The 17,497-nt window shown below is 68.9% G+C and carries 15 protein-coding genes and 2 pseudogenes; 11 read left to right on the top strand and 6 right to left on the bottom strand.

What is annotated here, in order from left to right; genetic code table 11:
* The first annotated feature begins 45 nt into the window (after positions 1–45).
* The 3 genes and pseudogenes from SK854_RS32055 to SK854_RS32065 all read left to right on the top strand — a co-directional run bounded on the left by SK854_RS32055 (position 46) and on the right by SK854_RS32065 (position 2,713).
* Complete coding sequence (locus SK854_RS32055) at positions 46–741, top strand: MBL fold metallo-hydrolase (protein WP_319978862.1); 696 nt, start codon at positions 46–48, stop codon at positions 739–741.
* Positions 738–1,997, top strand: a pseudogene (hisS, locus tag SK854_RS32060) (histidine--tRNA ligase); the annotation flags it as partial. The gene SK854_RS32055 and the pseudogene hisS, both read left to right, overlap by 4 nt.
* An 89-nt stretch (positions 1,998–2,086) precedes the next feature.
* The gene (locus SK854_RS32065) at positions 2,087–2,713 is read left to right on the top strand and encodes a hypothetical protein (protein ID WP_319978863.1); all 627 of its coding nucleotides are present in this window, start codon (positions 2,087–2,089) and stop codon (positions 2,711–2,713) included.
* A 46-nt stretch (positions 2,714–2,759) separates the two neighbouring features.
* Here the strand turns inward: SK854_RS32065 and SK854_RS32070 are convergent, their stop codons facing one another.
* Positions 2,760–3,596, bottom strand: a complete 837-nt coding sequence (locus SK854_RS32070) for a spermidine synthase (protein ID WP_319978864.1) — start codon at positions 3,594–3,596, stop codon at positions 2,760–2,762.
* A gap of 45 nt (positions 3,597–3,641) precedes the next feature.
* Between SK854_RS32070 and SK854_RS32075 the strand changes: the two genes are divergently transcribed.
* Positions 3,642–3,995, top strand: coding sequence for a DUF1304 domain-containing protein (locus tag SK854_RS32075; RefSeq protein ID WP_319978865.1), 354 nt, complete (start codon positions 3,642–3,644; stop codon positions 3,993–3,995).
* On the opposite strand, the gene SK854_RS32080 is transcribed toward SK854_RS32075, so the two are convergent.
* Genes SK854_RS32080 through pnuC form a run of 3 tightly spaced genes read right to left on the bottom strand, consistent with a single transcriptional unit; the run spans position 3,916 to position 6,909 of the window.
* Positions 3,916–5,247, bottom strand: a complete 1,332-nt coding sequence (locus SK854_RS32080) for a YibE/F family protein (RefSeq protein WP_319978866.1) — start codon at positions 5,245–5,247, stop codon at positions 3,916–3,918. The genes SK854_RS32075 and SK854_RS32080 overlap by 80 nt on opposite strands.
* Before the next feature lie 34 nt (positions 5,248–5,281).
* On the bottom strand, positions 5,282–6,343 hold the full coding sequence (locus SK854_RS32085; protein WP_319978867.1) for an AAA family ATPase: 1,062 nt from the start codon (positions 6,341–6,343) through the stop codon (positions 5,282–5,284).
* Entirely contained in the window at positions 6,340–6,909 is a 570-nt protein-coding gene (pnuC, locus tag SK854_RS32090) for a nicotinamide riboside transporter PnuC (protein ID WP_319978868.1), read from the bottom strand. Before pnuC ends, SK854_RS32085 begins: the two co-directional genes overlap by 4 nt.
* 26 nt (positions 6,910–6,935) lie before the next feature.
* Here pnuC and SK854_RS32095 point away from each other — a divergent pair, with 26 nt between their 5' ends.
* Complete coding sequence (locus SK854_RS32095) at positions 6,936–8,930, top strand: intein-containing Rv2578c family radical SAM protein (RefSeq protein ID WP_319978869.1); 1,995 nt, start codon at positions 6,936–6,938, stop codon at positions 8,928–8,930.
* 48 nt (positions 8,931–8,978) lie between these two features.
* Here SK854_RS32095 and SK854_RS32100 read toward each other — a convergent pair whose 3' ends face one another.
* Together SK854_RS32100 and SK854_RS32105 are read right to left on the bottom strand one after the other, a co-directional pair.
* Entirely contained in the window at positions 8,979–9,326 is a 348-nt protein-coding gene (locus SK854_RS32100) for a nuclear transport factor 2 family protein (RefSeq protein ID WP_319978870.1), read from the bottom strand.
* 19 nt (positions 9,327–9,345) lie between these two features.
* Positions 9,346–10,077 (bottom strand): putative protein N(5)-glutamine methyltransferase, encoded by a 732-nt coding sequence (locus SK854_RS32105; protein ID WP_319978871.1) that lies wholly within the window; start codon positions 10,075–10,077, stop codon positions 9,346–9,348.
* 126 nt (positions 10,078–10,203) lie between these two features.
* Between SK854_RS32105 and SK854_RS32110 the strand changes: the two genes are divergently transcribed.
* From SK854_RS32110 to SK854_RS32135, 6 genes and pseudogenes are all read left to right on the top strand, one after another.
* Entirely contained in the window at positions 10,204–10,731 is a 528-nt protein-coding gene (locus SK854_RS32110) for a TetR/AcrR family transcriptional regulator (RefSeq protein WP_406601865.1), read from the top strand.
* Entirely contained in the window at positions 10,728–11,462 is a 735-nt protein-coding gene (locus SK854_RS32115; protein WP_319978873.1) for a TIGR03084 family metal-binding protein, read from the top strand. Before SK854_RS32110 ends, SK854_RS32115 begins: the two co-directional genes overlap by 4 nt.
* Before the next feature lie 47 nt (positions 11,463–11,509).
* Positions 11,510–12,990: pseudogene (locus SK854_RS32120) on the top strand (acyclic terpene utilization AtuA family protein).
* The gene (locus tag SK854_RS32125) at positions 12,987–14,099 is read left to right on the top strand and encodes an acyl-CoA dehydrogenase family protein (RefSeq protein ID WP_319978874.1); all 1,113 of its coding nucleotides are present in this window, start codon (positions 12,987–12,989) and stop codon (positions 14,097–14,099) included. The pseudogene SK854_RS32120 and the gene SK854_RS32125 overlap by 4 nt, the downstream one beginning before the upstream one ends.
* Positions 14,099–15,649 (top strand): acyl-CoA carboxylase subunit beta, encoded by a 1,551-nt coding sequence (locus SK854_RS32130; RefSeq protein WP_319978875.1) that lies wholly within the window; start codon positions 14,099–14,101, stop codon positions 15,647–15,649. Before SK854_RS32125 ends, SK854_RS32130 begins: the two co-directional genes overlap by 1 nt.
* 5 nt (positions 15,650–15,654) lie before the next feature.
* Complete coding sequence (locus SK854_RS32135; protein WP_319978876.1) at positions 15,655–17,496, top strand: ATP-binding protein; 1,842 nt, start codon at positions 15,655–15,657, stop codon at positions 17,494–17,496.
* Position 17,497 lies beyond the last annotated feature (1 nt).

Genomic DNA, 17,497 nt, shown 5'->3' on the forward strand with positions numbered 1-17,497 from the left:
CTTTGTGTGGTGGTTAGGCTGTCGTTGAACAGGGAGGTCATTTTCGTGCTCGTGATCGGGTTCCCGACTGGTGCGCTCCAGGCGAACTGCTTCGTCCTGGCGGCCGGTGAGGGCGAGCCCTGCGTGATCATCGACCCCGGTCAGGACGCGGTCGAACCGATCGAACAGGCCCTGCGCCAGCACCGTCTCGCGCCTGTCGCCGTGCTGCTCACGCACGGGCACTTCGACCACACCTTCTCCGTCACCCCGGTCTGCGACGGCAACGACATCCCCGCGTACATCCACCCGGATGACGTAGCGATGCTCGCCGACCCGTTGAAGGGCATCAGCGCCGAGTCGGCCGCCTTCTTCGGCGGGAACCTCGAGATGCGCGAGCCCTCGGAGGTCCGCGAGCTCACCGACGGCGCCGCGCTCGACCTCGCCGGGCTGCAGATCACCGTCGACCACACGCCGGGCCATACCGGCGGGTCGGTGATGTTCCGCTCCGGCGTGCAGGAAGGCGGTCGCCTGGTGATCTCGGGTGACACGCTCTTCGCCGGTTCCATCGGACGCACCGACCTGCCTGGCGGTGACCACTCACGCATGTTGTCGTCCCTGCAGAACAAGGTCATGACCTTGCCCGATGACACAGTGGTGCTGCCCGGCCACGGCCCGACGACGACCATAGGCCGCGAGCGTGCGACGAACCCCTACCTGCTTCAGCTGCAGGACGCTCCGGCCGCCCCGCACCGAGGACTCTGAGAAACGTGTTTTCCGCACCCAAAGGCGTTCCCGACTACATCCCGCCGACGTCCGCCGCGTTCGCGCACGTCCGGTCGACGCTGACCCGTGCCGCCGAGCTCGCGGGCTACGGCTACATCGAGCTGCCGGTCTTCGAGGACACGGCGTTGTTCTCGCGCGGTGTCGGCGAGTCGACCGACGTGGTGACGAAGGAGATGTACACCTTCCTCGACCGCGGTGACCGCTCCATCACGCTGCGCCCCGAGGGCACCGCGGGCGTGATGCGGGCCGTGATCGAGCACAGCCTCGACCGCGGCTCGTTGCCGGCGAAGCTCTACTACGCGGGCCAGTTCTTCCGCGCGGAGGCCCCGCAGGCCGGCCGGTACCGGCAGTTCCACCAGGTCGGCATCGAGGCCATCGGCATCGACGACCCGGCGCTGGACGCCGAGGTCATCGCCGTCGGTGACGCCGGGTTCCGCGCGATCGGCCTCACCGGCTACCGCCTGGAGCTCACGTCCCTGGGCGACGCGAACTGCCGCCCTGCCTACCGCGAGCTGCTGCAGGCGTTCCTCGCGAAGCTGCCGCTGGACGAGGCGACTCAGCAGCGCGCCGAGCTGAACCCGCTGCGCGTGCTCGACGACAAGCGTCCCGAGGTGCGTGCGCTGGTCGCCGAGGCGCCGCTGATGGTGGATCACCTGTGCGACGCGTGCCGTGAGCACTACGAGCTCGTCAAGGGGTACTTGACCGAGCTGGGCGTGAAGTTCGTCGAGAATCCGCGCATGGTCCGCGGCCTCGACTACTACACGAAGACGACGTTCGAGTTCGTCCACGACGGTCTCGGCGCCCAGTCGGGCATCGGCGGCGGCGGTCGCTACGACGGCCTGATGGAACAGCTCGGCGGCCAGTCGCTGTCCGGCGTCGGCTTTGGTCTCGGCGTCGACCGCGCGCTGCTCGCGGCGCAGGCCGAGGGCGTGCTGCCGGAGTTCAGCCGCGTCGACGTGATCGGCGTGCCGCTGGGCGAGGCCGCACGGGCCCGCCTGGTCGCGATCGCCGGCGAGCTGCGTGCCGCCGGTGTGCGCACCGATCTGGTCTACGGCGGCCGGTCGATGAAGGCGGGCTTCAAGGCCGCCGACAAGTCGGGCGCGAAGCTGGCACTGGTGCTCGGCGAGCGTGACCTGGAAGCCGGCAACATCGGCGTGAAGACCCTCGCGACCGGTGAGCAGGTGACCGTCGCGCTGGCGGACGTGATCGAGGCCGTGCAGGCGGCGCTCAAGCCGTCCGCACTCGTGGCCGCTGTGCCGGGCGGCGTCGAGGGCCTGGCGTCGGACGCGGGAGCCGTGGCGGCCGAGGCGGTGCGAGAGACTCCGTGAGCGACGACAAGCTCGTTCTCGACCTGCTCGACAAGGCGACGGTCCGCAAGCGTGCGCGCATGGTGGCGATCGGCGGCCTGATGGTCGCCCTCGCGTTCGGCGCGATCGTCGGGTTCATCGGTGGCCGCTGGTCCGGCGTCATCGCCGGGCTGATCGTGTCGGTGCCGGTGATCCTGCTGGCGATGTCCGAGGCGCGCCGCACGGTGTGGCTGGAGGGCACGACGGTCTACGTGCGGGCGTTCGGGACGCGCAAGGTCGACCTGGCCGTCGCGGACGGTCTCGACCTGCTGGTCACCGACCTGCGTGGCGCGCGGACCGTCGGCCTGTTCGTGCGCGGCAACAAGAAGGCGATCAACATCGCCCTGTCGATGTACGCGGGCACCGGCGGCCGCGAGCTGGGCGTCTACCAGCTCCGCCGCCTGGCCGACGCGCTGGCCGCGCGTGGTGACACGCCTGGTCTGGTGTTCTCGGAGCTGCTCGTGGCCCAGTTGCGGGCCGAGGCGCGCGGGATGGCGGCGGCGGAACGGCCGCTGTACCGGCTCGGGTCGCTGGCCCCGGCCGGGCGGATGGCGCAGAAGCTCCATCCGGACGCCGTCTCGAAGTTCGTCACCTCGCTGGACTGAAGTCCCATGGCCTGGACGCCGTCACCTCGTGGCGGCGTCCGGCTTCTCAGGTGCCCCAGAGGCCCGAGGGCGGTGCGGGGGACAGGATCGCGGTCGCGTCGGTGGTGACGGGCGCGCCGCCGATGAACTTCGTCAGCCCCGTGCCGTGCTCTACCCGGCCGGGAAACGGGTCTCCTGCCGTCGCTCGGGTCAGTTGCTGCATCGGCAGGCCGTTGTGCGAGGCCATGATCACGAAGTTGCCGAAGCGCCTGCCCCGGAAGACGCCCGGTTCGGCGAGCACGCAGACGTGTTCGAACACCGAGCGCACGGTCGCGCACTGGGCCCGTGCGAACTGCAGGCCGTTGCCGTCGCCGATGTTCGCCGTGTAGATCCCGTCGTCGGCCAGTGCCGTGGACGCCTGCTTCACGAACTCGACCGACGTCAGGTGCGCGGGCGTGCGGGCTCCCGCGAAGCAGTCGCTCACGATCAGGTCGAACGAGCCGGGGCGTGCCTTGACCAGCACGGCGCGGGCGTCACCTGTGGTGATCTTCACTCGCGGCGGCGGCGGGAGTTCGCGGCGGACGAACGCGATCAGGCCCGCGTCGATCTCGGCCACCTGCTGAGACGCCCGAGGCAGTAGATCGGCCACGTAGCGCGCTAGCGTGAGAGCGCCACCACCCAGGTGGAGCACCCGCGAAGGCGCGGTGAGATCGACGATGTGACCCAGCCGGCGGACGTACTCGAACTCCAGATAGGTCGGGTCGTCCAGGTCCACATGCGACTGTGGGGTTCCGTTGACCCGCAACGTCCAGGAGCGTCGTCCGCCGAGATCGGGGACCAGTTCGGCGACGCCGGAGTCGATCGACTCGGTGATCGCCTCGGTGTCGGGCCGCTGTCTTCCCACTGCTCTATTGTCTCACCGGGTGTGTCAGTCCAGAGGAGGACCCAAGTGCAGGTTGTCGCGAACGTTCTGATCGCCCTCGTGGCGGTGATCCATCTCTACATCGTGGTGCTGGAGATGTTCCTCTGGACGACGCCGCGCGGCCAGAAGGCGTTCGGCCTCACGCCGGAGTTCGCGCAGGAGTCCAAGGCCCTCGCGGCGAACCAGGGCCTCTACAACGGCTTCCTCGCGGCCGGCCTGATCTACGCGCTGATCCGCCAGGACTTCGGCGCGTCCGTGCTGTTCACGGTGTTCGTGATCGTCGCAGGGATCTACGGCACGTTCACGGCGAGCCGGAAGATCTTCTTCGTGCAGGTGGTGCCTGGCGTGCTGACGCTGCTCTTCGTGCTCTTGGCTCACTAGGACGTTCCCACGGCCCCTTGTCGGGGTCGTAGCCGGTGAAGAGGTCGCCCTCGATCCGCGCGGGCCGTGGTTTCACGGGCTTCGCGGCGCGCTTCACGGTCTTCGGTTCGGGCTCAGGCTCGGGTTCGGAGGCTGGTGGAGACTCGATCGGGGCGACCTCCTGGCGTACCGCGACCAGGGCGGCCAGCGCCGTCGTCACCGGGATCGCCGCCACCAGGCCGATGCTGCCGACCAGGGTCCGCACGATCTCCTGCGCGATCTGCTGCGAGGTCAGGATCTCGCCCATCGACCGCCCGGCCAGCGAGATCGCCAGCAGCAACGGCAGCGCCGCGCCCGCGTAGGCCATCACCAGGGTGTTCACCACGGACGACATGTGGTCGCGCCCGATCCGCGAGCCCGCCGCGAACAGTTCGCGCCACGTCAGCTTGTCGTTGGCCCGCCGAAGCTCCCACACCGCGCTGGTCTGGGTGACCGTCACGTCGTCGAGCACGCCCAGCGCGCCGATCAGGGTTCCGGCGAGCAGCAGCCCGCGGGTGTCGATGCTGGTGCCGAGCAGCGTGACGAGGTTCGTCGTGTCCTCGTCCAGGCCGGTCAGCTTCGACAGCGCCGAGAACAGCGCGCCCAGCACCCCGATCAGCGCGAGACTGACCAGCGTTCCGAGCACCGCGGTCGACGTGCGCGCCGATATGCCGTGCGTCAGGTACAGCACCACGAACATGATCAGTCCGGCGCCGACCACCGCGACCATCAGCGGGTTCTGGCCCGCGAGGATCGACGGCATGACGAACAGCACCAGCACCACGAAGCTCAGCAGCAGCGCGCCCAGCGCGGCGAGCCCCTGCCATCGCCCGAGCAGCAGCACGGCCGCCGCGAACAGCAGCGCCAGCACGGCGAGCGACCAGCCGCGCTGGAAGTCGACGATCTGGTACGACTCGGCGGCCTGCGGCTGGCTGCCCGCGTAGGACAGCACCACCTCGTCGCCGAGTTGGAAGCTCGGTGCTCCAGGGCCCTTCACGCTCGGGATCGTGATGCTCTGCCCGCTCGCGGCGCCGTCGGTCATCTTCACGGTCACCGCGACGCACTTCTCGCCGCAGTTCTCGGCCACGCCGGTGACGACGGCCTCGACCGGTGTCTGGTGCAGGCCGATCTCCGCGCCGGTCTTCTGCTCGACCCCGAACGGGTAGAGCAGCGCCGCGCCGACGATCGTGGCCAGCGCCAACGGCACCAACAGCCACATCAGCAACGTGCGCACGCGCTCCGAGGCGGGTTCTACTGGTTGCGCATGGCTATGCCCGTGACCGTGACCCACGCGCGACATCCTGCCTCATGAGATGTTCGACGGCCGTTACGGCCGCTGCGAACCTGTCCTCGGTGAGCTTCAGCCACGGCACACCGCGCCGCGTGAGCTCGCGTTCGAACAGGCCGGTCATCCACTCCCGCAGGTGTTCGCCGTCACGCCAGCCGTCCTGTTCGAACGGAACGCCGACGTGGTCGGTCAGCAGGTAGAGGTCCGGTTCGGTGCCGGGGAGGAGTTCCGGCCGGAAACCCAGGTAGCGCTCGCCCCAGACGGTCGCGGCGAACGCGTCGTTGTCCGCGACGACCAGTGGTGCGGTCTCGGCCTGGATGCGGCGTTCCTGTTCGTGGGCAACGTCTTCGAAGTCGCCCAGCGTCCACACCAGACTGTCCACGGTGGCCGACGGATCGAACGATCGTGCGGCGGTGAGCTTGTGTTCGGTGTGCTCGCGGCCGTACTCGGGGATCCACGGCGCCTTGAAGTGCTCAGCGAGCTGTGTGGACAGTGTCGTCGTGCCGGTGCTCTCGGCGCCGACGACCACGACCTTCCAGCCGAGGCCGCGCTGGGTCGCGGGCGCGAGGTGGTGCCAGTTCGCGACGGGATCGGTCCGCATCGCCGTGCCGGAGACCGGGTGCGTGAGGCGGTCGAGGTCGAGGAGGACGTGCCGCGCGCCGAGTCGTTCGGCCAGTTCGTCGCCGTACTTCTCGCTGGAGAACACGACGTCGACCGGGGCTTTCGACGGGTCTCCGTCCGCGATCGCCCGCCTGGCCAGGACCGCGCGCGTCAGCGCGACGTGCAGGTCCCAGACCTCGTCGGAGTCGAAGTCCATCGGGTGGTCGTCGAGGTCGCCGATGATCCGCACACCCGGAGTCGCGGCGTGCGTCTCGGTCAGCCAGCGCACGCGGTGTTCGAGAGGGAGGGTCTCGTGCGAGGCCGCCAGCACCGTGACGGTCGTGCGAACGCTCCGGGAGGCCGCCGTCTCGATGAGGTGGTGATGCCCGTTGTGCGGCGGGTAGAACTTTCCGAGCACGAGAGCGTGTTCGAACTCCTTCACACGCGCACCTCGTCCTTCATCCAGTTACGCAGTCCGATCACGCACAGCACCATGAACCCCACGTACAACACTGCCGTCAGATAGAGCTCCTTGTACGCGTAGAGCGGCACGTAGATGACGTCCGCGGCGATCCACAGCCACCAGCACTCGATCTTCTTGCGCGCCTGTCCCCAGGTCGCGAGCAGCGACAACACCGTCGTGATGGCGTCCCAGAAGGGCACGGTCGACTCGGTGAAGGTCACCAGGACCCAGTGCAGCAGACCGGTTCCGAGCACGCCGGCGACCGCGAGCCAGATCCACTGCGGCGTCGTCGTGCGGCTGACGTGCAGCGTGCTGTGCTGGTCGCCGCCGCGCAGCCACGCCCACCAGCCGTAGACCGCGAGCACGACGTAGACGACCTGGAGCCCGGAGTCGGCGTACAGGCCGCTGCCCCAGAACAGCACGAAGAACGCGACGTTGTTGGCGATTCCGATGGGCCAGTTCCAGGCGTTTTGCCTGGCCACGAGCCACACGCAGAGTGCTCCGGTGATGAAGCCCGCGATCTCGACAACCTTTTCGGGTGACACGTGCGCTCCTTGACCGCTGTTCGAACATGTGTTCGAATCGAGGTGTGCGATGGGACGGACAGAAACTCGAGGCAGAGCCGCAGCAGGCGCTACCGGGGCTACCGGGACTGGTGCGCAGCGTACGAACTCCTGAGTTCGCGGACGTGGTGTTCCACGAGGTCCGCGCCAAATCCGTGCTCAACGGAGTGCCGGGTTCGTCGCTGCCCTTCTCGTGGACGGTCAACCCGTATCGCGGCTGCTCACATGCCTGCACCTACTGCCTGGCCGGTGACACGCCGATCCTCATGGGCAACGGCCGCACCAAGCCGTTGTCCGAGATCCGGGAGGGCGATGAGATCTACGGCACCGAACTGGTCGGCAACTACCGGCGCTACAAGCTCACGACCGTGCTGGCGCACTGGGAGACGCGCAAGACCGCGTACCGGCTGACGCTGGAGGACGGCACCTCCGTGGTCGCCTCGGGTGACCACCGCTTCCTGACCGACCGCGGCTGGAAGCACGTGACGGGCGAAACGGCGGGCACGGGCCGTCGTCCGCACCTCACGACCGGCAACAAGCTGATGGGCACGGGGGCTTTCGTCGAGCAGCCCGCCGTGACCGACGACTACCGCCGCGGCTACCTGCGCGGCATGGTGGACGACGAGCACGAGATCCGCATCCCCGCGGCCGACATCGAGGCCATGGACCGCACCCGGGAGTATCTCGACTACTTCGGTGTGCGAGAAGGGAGGGGATTTCTGCCCCAAGTGCGCGAGCTCGCGCACTGGCAGATAGCCCCGAACCCCGACTGGCTCAAGGGATTCCTGGCCGGCGCGTTCGACTACCTCGGGACCTGCTCGCGCAGCATCCTGCGGATGTCGACGCGCAACGCCACCGTTCTGGAAGCGATCTGCTTGGCTCTCAAGCACTTCGACTTCGACTTCGCGATCGAGGAACTGCGTCGCCGTCGTGGCGTGCGGGTCGTGCGGCTGCGCGGCGGACTGCGGGAGAACCTGCGCTTCTTCCACACCGTCGACCCGGCGATCACCCGCAAGCGCGACATCGACGGCGTGGCGATCAAGTCGCAGCAGCCGCTCGGCGTCGTGTCCGTGGAACCGCTGGGGGAGATGACGCTCTACGACATCTCGACCGGCACCGCGGACTTCATCGCCAACGGAGTGGTGTCCCACAACTGCTTCGCGCGCAAGACCCACTCCTATCTGGACCTCGACACCGGCCACGACTTCGACAGCCAGCTCATCGTCAAGGTCAACGCGGGGGAGGTGCTGTCGCGTCAGCTGCGTTCCTCGAAGTGGAAGCAGGAGCACGTGGCGCTGGGCACGAACACCGATCCGTACCAGCGGGCGGAGGGGCGGTACGCCTTGATGCCAGGGATCATCGAGGCGCTGACCGCCTCCCGCACGCCCTTCTCGATCCTGACGAAGGGCACGCTGCTGGCACGGGACCTGCCGCTGTTGTCGGCCGCCGCACAGGTCGTGCCGGTCGGGATCGCGGTGTCGCTGGCGTTGATGGACCGGGATCTGCACAAGTCGCTGGAGCCCGGCACGCCGACACCCGCCGCCCGGCTCGACCTGGTGCGGAAGGTGCGGGAGGCGGGCTTGCCGTGCGGGGTGTTCGTGGCCCCGGTGCTGCCCGAGCTGACGGATTCCGTCGAACAGCTCGACTTCCTGCTGGAGCAGATCGCGGCGGCCGGAGCCACCGGCGTGACCGTGCTGCCGTTGCACCTGCGTCCGGGGGCCAAGGAGTGGTTCGCTGCCTGGCTTCGCCGCGAGCACCCGGATCTGGTCGAGACGTACCGGTACCTCTACGGACGTGGGTCCTATGTGGACAAGCGATATCGCGCCCGGCTCGCGGCGCGGGTCGTGCCGTTGATCGAGAAGCACGGGCTGGTACCGCGTGGACGTCCCACCGAGGCCGTCACCGGTGTGCCCGGTGACGACGACGGTGTGTGGCCCGACGGCAGCCTGCCGGTGGGTGTGCCGGCGCCTCGCGTGGATCAGGAACAACTCACCCTGCTGTGAACTTCAGCGTGAGGAGCACCCTCTTCCCCAGGGTGTCCTTCGCGCGGTCTACTCGGCCCAGCCGCCCTGGGCCATCGTCTGGAACTTCCACTCGCCGCCGACCTTCGTGAGCAGGTCGCCGTAGCGGACCGTCATCCCGTTGATCGTGCCGTCCGTGATGACGAAGACCAGGTTGTCGTTGATGAAGTGCGGCGTCCTGGTGGACTCCATCTGCACGTCACCGCCCAGCTGTGCCCCCATCTCCTTCAGGAACGTCTCGCGGTCCCACGACGTGGCCGAGCCGTCGGTGACCGTGTTGATCGGGAACAGGGCCATGTCGGCCATCGCTTCGACGTCGCCCTTGACCGCGAGCTCGTCCCACTTCGCAAACCACTGCATGACCTCGTCGTACGACATACCGTACATTGTACGGAACTTAGGCGCTGCCGACCACTGCCGTGGTGTCCTCGCTGGTCACGAGCTTGGCGTCGAGTCCTGCGGCGGTGAAGGCCTGGAGTGCGGCCGGTGCCTGGCGTTCGCTGGTCTCGCTCATCAGGTGCCCGCCGGGGCGCAGCCAGGTCGCTGCCTGCGCAGCCACGCGGCGCATCACCTCGAGGCCGTCCACGCCGCCGTCGAGCGCCACCCGTGCCTCGTGGTCGCGGGCTTCGGTGGGCATGAAACGGATGTCGTCGGTCGGTACGTACGGCACGTTGGCGACCACGACGTCGATGTGGCCCTTGAGGTGTGCGGGGAGGGCGTCGAACAGGTCACCCTCGGACACGTTCGTGAGGTTCTGGCGCGCGCACGCGACGGCCACCGGGTCGATGTCGGCGGCGTAGACCGTGGCGGCCGGCAGCCGGTGCTGCAGCACCGCGCCGACCGCGCCTGATCCGCAGCACAGGTCGACGACCAGGGCGGGCTTCAGGTCGGTGGCGAGGTCCACCAGCAGTTCGGTGCGGTGGCGGGGGACGAAGACGCCCTTCGTCACCACGATCCGTTGCCCGCAGAACATCGCCCAGCCGACGGCGTGCTCCAGCGGCAGTCCGTCGGTCCGCTGCCTGACCAGCTCCTCGAGGTGCTGGTCGTCGTGGGCGGCTTCTTCCAGTAGTGCGGCCTCTTCCTCGGCGAAAACGCAGCCGGCGGCCCGCAGTCGTTCCACGATGCTCATCGCGTCGGACGCTAGCAGCGGCATTTACAAGCAGGCTTGACTGTTTGTTTGTTCGCCGGAACACTCGGGAGCGTGGAGACGAGGCAGCGCCAGGCCGACCGCAGCCGCGAGACCAAGCGGAAGCTGATGGAGGCGACCGTCGAGTGTCTGGTGGAACGCGGCTGGTCAGGCACGACGACGACCGAGGTGGCCGAACGCGCCGGGGTGTCGCGCGGCGCTCAGCTGCACCACTTCCGCACGCGCGGTGAGCTGGTGGCGGCGGCCGTGGAGCACGTGGGCGCGGAGAGCGTCGAGGTGCTCAAACGGCGAGCGGAGATCGCTGAGAAGACCACGCACGCCGTGGTGGAGCTGATCGCGGACTTCCACGCCAGCGACCTGTTCACCGCGGCCCTGGAGCTGTGGGTGGCCGCGCGCACCGATCCGGAGCTGCGCGAGCAGGTGCTGGAGCTGCAGGCACGGCTGGGCCGCGAGGTGTACGGGCTGGCGCTGGAACTGCTCGACGTCGACGACACCTTGCCGGGTGTGAAGGACGCGGTGCAGGCAACCCTTGATCTCGTGCGCGGGCTGGCGCTCGCCAACCAGCTCGCCGACGACGCCAAGCGCCGGGCGCACGTGGTGCGTTACTGGGCGCGGATGCTGGAGGAACAGCTGTGATCACCGAACTGCTGGCGGATCTCGACGCCGAGTCGCGTTCGCTCGACGAGATCGTGTCGGCGGCGGACGACTGGTCGGTGCCGACTCCCGCCGAGGGCTGGACGGTCGGGCACCAGATCGGCCATCTCATGTGGACGGACAGGGCGTCGGTCCTCGCCATCACCGACCCCGAGGCGTTCCAGGCGCAGCCGCTGACCGCCGACATCGTCGACCGGACGGCGGCGGAGGGTGCGGCGCTGCCGGACCTGCTGGAGTTGTGGCGGGACAGCCGGAAGTCGTTGCTGGAGCACCTCGCCCAGGCCTCCGGGAAGATCCTGTGGTTCGGGCCGCCGATGAGCCCCGCCTCGATGGCGACCGCGCGGATCATGGAGACCTGGGCGCACGGGCAGGACGTCGCGGACGCGCTCGGCGTGGTGCGGGAACCGACCGCGCGGATCCGGCACGTGTGTCACATCGGGGTGCGGACCATGGGGTTCGCGTTCCTGCTCAACGGGTTGGCGGCGCCGGCCGCCGAGGTGCGGGTGGAGCTGACCGGACCGGGCGGGGAGTCGTGGACCTGGGGGCCTGAGGACGCAGGGAACCGGGTTTCCGGGCCGGCGCTGGACTTTGCGTGGCTGGTGACGCAGCGGCGCAACCGCAAGGAGCTCGCGATCGAGGCTTCCGGCCCGGTCGCGGAGGAGTGGGTGCCGATCGCGCAGGCGTTCGCGGGTCCGCCAGGAGGTGGCCGGTGATCAGGATCGGCAACGCGTCCGGGTTCTACGGCGATCGGCTCTCCGCGATGCGGGAGCAGCTCGAAGGTGGCCACCTCGACGTCCTGACCGGTGACTACCTCGCCGAGCTGACCATGCTCATCCTCGGCCGCGACCGCATGAAGGACTCGTCGCTGGGCTACGCGAAGACGTTCCTGCGGCAGATGGAGGACTGCCTGGCGCTGGCGCTCGACCGGGGCGTCAAGATCGTCGTCAACGCCGGCGGGCTCAACCCCGAGGGGCTCGCGCGCAAGCTCAGTGACCTCGGAGTCGAGGTCGGCTACGTCACCGGGGACGATCTCAAGGCGCGGTTCCCGGAGGCCTTGACCGCCAACGCCTATTTGGGCGCGTGGGAGATCGCGGAGTGCCTGAACCAGGGGGCGCAGGTCGTGGTCACCGGGCGCGTCACGGACGCGAGTCTGGTGGTCGGGCCTGCCGCGGCGCACTTCGGGTGGGCGCGCGACGACTGGGATCGACTCGCGGGAGCCACCGTCGCCGGGCACGTGCTGGAGTGTGGGACGCAGGCCACTGGCGGCAACTACTCGTTCTTCACCGAGATCGACGTGACCCGGCCGGGGTTTCCGATCGCGGAGATCGACGAGGACGGGTCGTGCCTGATCACCAAGCACGACGGCACCGGCGGCGCGGTCACCACGGACACCGTCACGGCGCAGCTGTTGTACGAGATCGGGGCGCCGGAGTACCTGGGTCCGGACGTCATCACGCATTTCGACACGGTCCGGCTCGGCGAGCACGAGCGTGGCGTCAGGATCAGCGGTGTCAAGGGAAGTCCGCCGCCGGACACGCTGAAGGTCTGCCTGAACACGTTGGGCGGGTTCAGGAACTCCACGACGTTCGTCCTCACCGGACTGGACGTCGACGCCAAGGCCGAGCTCGTCCAGCGGCAGCTCCACGACGCCATCGGTGAGGAAGGGCTGACCTGGACGCTGGCGCGGACCGATCAGCCGAACGCGGCCACCGAAGAGCAGGCGAGTGCGTTGCTGCACGTCACGATCAAGACGCCGGATCCCAAGCGGGCCAAGGGGTTCAGCCGGGCGGCGATCGAGCTGGCGCTGGCGAGCTATCCCGGGTTCCACGTGACGGCACCGCCCGGTGACGGGACGCCGTTCGGGGTCTACCGGGCCGCGTACGTGAACCGTGACGAGGTCAGTGCCAAGGCGGTGTTGCTGTGAAGCGGCCATTGGGAACGATCGCCGGCGCGCGCAGCGGCGACAAGGGCGGGGACGCGAACCTCGGCGTGTGGGTTCGCACCGAAGAAGCTTTCGAGTGGCTCAACGGGTTTCTCACCACCGAGAAGCTGAAGGAACTGCTGCCGGAGGCCCAGAACGTCAGCAGGTACGAGCTGCCGAACCTCAAGGCGCTCAACTTCGTGCTGCACGGCCTGCTCGGCGACGGGGTGGCGAGCAGCACGCGGTTCGACCCGCAGGCCAAGGCGCTGGGCGAGTGGTTGCGCTGCAGGGAAGTAGAGATCCCCGAGGAGCTCCTGTGATCACGAAGGACCTGTACGAGCGAAAAGAACTCAGGGCACTCGTCCGCGACTTCACCCGCAGGGAGATCGCGCCGCACCTCGGCCAGTGGGAACGCGATGGCGAGGTTCCGCGCGAGCTGCACAAGAAGGCGGCGGAACTCGACCTGCTCGGCATCGGGTTCGAGCACGGTGACCTGCTGGACTCGGTGGCGCTGACCGAGGAGATCATCCAGAACGGCGGCTCGTCGGGCGTGATGGCCGCGCTGTTCACGCTCGGCATCGCGATCCCGCACATCTGGCAGTCGAAGAACGAGGATCTGATCGAACGGTTCGCGAAGCCCGCGATCCGGGGCGAGAAGATCGGCAGTCTCGCGGTCACCGAGCCCGGCGCCGGGTCCGACGTCGCGGCGATCAGGACCAGGGCGGTCAGGGACGGCGACCACTACGTCGTCAACGGCGAGAAGACGTTCATCACCTCGGGCTGCCGCGCGGACTTCGTCACGACCGCGGTGCGGACCGGTGGCGAGGGCTACCAGGGCATCTCGCTGCTCGTGATCGAGGACGGGTTCACCCGGCGCAAGCTCGACAAGATGGGCTGGCACTGCAGCGACACCGCCGAACTGCACTTCGACGACGTGCGCGTGCCGGTGGCGAACCTGGTCGGCGAGGAGAACCAGGGGTTCGCGCTGATCATGCAGCAGTTCCAGGTCGAACGCGTGACCATGGCGGTCGAGGCTTACGCGACGGCGCAACGTGCGTTGGACCTGACCGTCGAGTGGACGCGCAACCGCGAGACGTTCGGCAAACCGCTGATCAAGAACCAGGTGGTGCGGCACAAGCTCGCCGCGATGGCGCAGAAGATCGACCTGGCGCGGACGTACACGCGCGAGGTCGCGGCGCGGATCGACCGCGGCGAGGACTGCGTGACCGAGGTCTGCTTCGCGAAGAACGCCGCCGTGGACGCCTGCTCCGAGGTGGTCGACGAAGCGGTGCAGTTGCACGGAGGCATGGGATACATGCGGGAGTCCGAAGTGGAGCGTCACTACCGGGACGCCCGCATCCTCGGCATCGGGGGCGGGGCGAGTGAAGTGATGACCGAGCTCGCGGCACGACGATTGGGGTTCGCCTGATGGGCAACAGGGAGGCGCTGCTCGCGAAGATCGCGGGACTGGACGCCGAGCACGCCAAGGCGCTCGCGGGAGGTGGGCCGAAGTACGTCGAGCGGCACCACAAGCGCGGCAAGCTCCTCGCCCGTGAACGGGTCGAGCTGCTCGTCGACGAGGACAGCCCGTTCCTGGAGCTGTCGCCGCTCGCCGCGTGGGGCACCGACTTCCCGGTCGGCGCTTCGGTCGTCACGGGCATCGGGCGGATCGAAGGCGTCGAGTGCGTGATCGTCGCGAACGACCCGACGGTGCGCGGCGGCTCGTCGAACCCGTACACGCTGCGCAAGTCGTTGCGGGCCAACGACATCGCGTTGCAGAACCGGTTGCCGCTGGTCAGCCTGGTCGAGTCGGGCGGTGCGGACCTGCCGACGCAGAGCGAGATCTTCATCCCCGGCGGCCGGGCGTTCCGTGACCTGACCCGGCTCTCCGCGGCAGGCATTCCGACGATCACGGCGGTGTTCGGCAACGCGACGGCCGGCGGCGCGTACGTGCCGGGCATGTCCGACTACGTGATCATGATCAAGGACCGATCGAAGGTGTTCCTGGGCGGTCCGCCGCTGGTCAAGATGGCGACCGGGGAGGACTCCGACGACGAGTCGCTGGGCGGCGCGACCATGCACGGCGCCACGTCCGGGCTCGCGGACTTCGTGGCCGAGGACGAGACCGACGCGATCAGGCTCGCCCGCCGGGTCGTCGCGCGGCTGAACTGGCGCAAGCTCGGGCCGGAACCGGCCGCGATCGAGGAGCCGAAGTTCGACGCCGAGAGCATCCTGGACGTCGTCTCCGAGGACCAGCGCGTGCCGTTCGACCCGCGGGACGTCATCGCGCGGCTCGTCGACGGGTCGCAGTTCGACGAGTTCAAGCCGTTGTACGGCAACAGCCTCGTCACCGGGTGGGCCCGCATCCACGGCTACCCGGTCGGCATCCTCGCCAACGCGCGCGGCGTGCTGTTCAGCGAGGAGTCGCAGAAGGCCACGCAGTTCATCCAGCTCGCGAACCAGAGCGACACGCCCCTGGTCTTCCTGCAGAACACCACCGGCTACATGGTCGGCGCCCAGTACGAGCAGGGCGGCATCGTCAAGCACGGCTCGATGATGATCAACGCCGTCTCCAACAGCCGGGTCCCGCACCTGACGATCACGATGGGCGCCTCGTACGGCGCAGGCAACTACGGCATGTGCGGCCGGGCTTACGACCCTCGCTTCTTGTTCACCTGGCCCAACGCCAAGTCCGCCGTGATGGGGCCCGCGCAGCTCGCCGGCGTGCTGTCGATCGTCGGACGGCAGGCCGCGATGGCCAAGGGGCAGGAGTACAACGAGGAGCACGACGCCGCCATGCGCAAGATGGTGGAGGCGCAGATCGAGGAGCAGTCGCTCGCGCCGTTCCTGTCCGGGAAGCTCTACGACGACGGCGTGATCGACCCGCGCGACACCAGGACCGTGCTCGCCCTCTGCCTCTCCGCTGTCCACAGCGGACCGATCAAGGGCGCCGACGGCTTCGGCGTCTTCCGGATGTGAGCCTCGTGATCAAGACTCTCCTGATCGCCAACCGCGGCGAGATCGCCCGCCGGATCATCCGCACCTGCCAGGCCAACGGTATTCGCACGGTCGCGGTGTTCTCCGACCCGGACGACGACTCGCCGCACGTCCGCGAGGCCGACTTCGCGGTCCGGTTGCCCGGTGCGTCGCCCACCGAGACCTACCTGCGTGCCGACCTGCTCGTCGAGGCGGCGACGAAGGCCGGTGCGGACGCCGTTCACCCCGGTTACGGGTTCTTGAGCGAGAACGCCGACTTCGCGCGCAAGGTCCAGGCGGCGGGACTCACCTGGGTCGGCCCGGAACCGGACTCGATCGAGGCGATGGGCTCCAAGGTCGCCGCGAAGAAGCGGATGGCCGCCGCGGGCGTGCCCACGCTGCCCGAACTGGACCCGGAGACCGTCACCGAGTTCCCGGTGCTGATCAAGGCATCGGCCGGTGGCGGTGGCCGGGGCATGCGGATCGTGCGCGAGAAGGCCGGGTTCGCGGATGCGCTGGCGAGTGCGCGGCGCGAGGCCGAGTCTGCGTTCGGTGACCCCACGGTGTTCTGCGAGCCGCTGCTGGAGCACGCGCGGCACGTCGAGGTGCAGATCCTCGCCGACACGCACGGCACGGTCTGGGCGCTCGGCGAACGCGAGTGCTCGATCCAGCGGCGGCACCAGAAGATCGTCGAGGAGTCGCCCAGCCCGGCGGTCACCGACGACGTCCGCAAGCGTTTGTTCGCCGCGGCGACGGCGGCCGCCGAGTCGATCGGGTACGTCGGCGCGGGCACCGTCGAGTTCATGCTGAAGGGCGAGGACTTCCACTTCCTGGAGGTCAACACCCGGCTGCAGGTCGAGCATCCGGTCACCGAACTCGTGCACGGCGTGGACCTGGTCGAGTGGCAGCTCCGGATCGCCGAGGGCGCTCGATTGCCGGCGGACGTGCCGCAGCCGCGCGGGCACGCGATCGAGGTCCGCCTCTACGCCGAGGATCCGTCGAACGACTGGCGCCCGGCGAGCGGCACGCTGCACCGGTTCCACGTGCCCGGCGACGTCCGGCTCGACAGCGGTGTCGAGGACGGCTCCGTGGTCTCCGTGCACTACGACCCCATGCTGGCCAAGGTGATCGCGTACGCCCCGACGCGCAGGGCGGCCGCCCGCAAACTCGCCACGGCGTTGGAGAGCGCCCAGATCCACGGCCTGGTCACGAACCGCGCGCTGCTCGTCGACATCCTCGGGAACGAGGCGTTCCTCAACGGTGACACGCACACCGGGTTCCTGACCGAGCACGACTTCAGCCGAACCGTTGATCCGCAACCGTTTGCGCGTGCGGCAGCTCTGGCTCAGGCGGCGAGCAGGAAGATCGGGCACCTGCCGCTCGGCTGGCGCAACGTGCGGTCGCAGCAGCCGAAGGCGAGGTTCCTGGTCGGTGAGGAGCTCGTCGAGGTCGAGTACGACCCCGCGCAGGCGACTCCCGGTGTGATCGCGCTGGATCTGGACGGCGTGCGGACCCCGTTCCACGTCGCCCGCTACGGCGATCTGGTCGAGGTGGACTCGCCGCGCGGGTCACTGTCGTTGAAGGTCGTGCCGCGCTTTCCCGAACCGGAGACGAAGCTCGCGCCGGGCGCCACCATCGCGCCGATGCCCGGCACCGTGGTCAGGGTCAGCGTTGCGCAAGGCGATGTGGTCGAGGCCGGTGCCGAACTCCTGGTGCTGGAGGCCATGAAGATGGAACACCGCGTGCTCGCGAACAACGCGGGCACCGTCACCGAACTCCTCGTAGAGCAAGCCCAGCAGGTCAACGCCGGCGATGTGCTGGCCGTAGTAGCCGAAGAGAGTGGAGACTGAT

Source organism: Lentzea sokolovensis, assembly GCF_033949975.1.
GTDB lineage: Bacteria > Actinomycetota > Actinomycetes > Mycobacteriales > Pseudonocardiaceae > Lentzea > Lentzea sokolovensis.

Excerpts from the sequence above, each read along its gene's own strand:
- SK854_RS32095 (WP_319978869.1), top strand. The coding sequence starts at position 6,936 with ATGTGTTCGAATCGAGGTGTGCGATGGGACGGACAGAAACTCGAGGCA.
- SK854_RS32100 (WP_319978870.1), bottom strand. The coding sequence starts at position 9,326 with ATGTCGTACGACGAGGTCATGCAGTGGTTTGCGAAGTGGGACGAGCTC.
- SK854_RS32105 (WP_319978871.1), bottom strand. The coding sequence starts at position 10,077 with ATGAGCATCGTGGAACGACTGCGGGCCGCCGGCTGCGTTTTCGCCGAG.
- SK854_RS32110 (WP_406601865.1), top strand. The coding sequence starts at position 10,204 with ATGGAGGCGACCGTCGAGTGTCTGGTGGAACGCGGCTGGTCAGGCACG.
- SK854_RS32130 (WP_319978875.1), top strand. The coding sequence starts at position 14,099 with ATGGGCAACAGGGAGGCGCTGCTCGCGAAGATCGCGGGACTGGACGCC.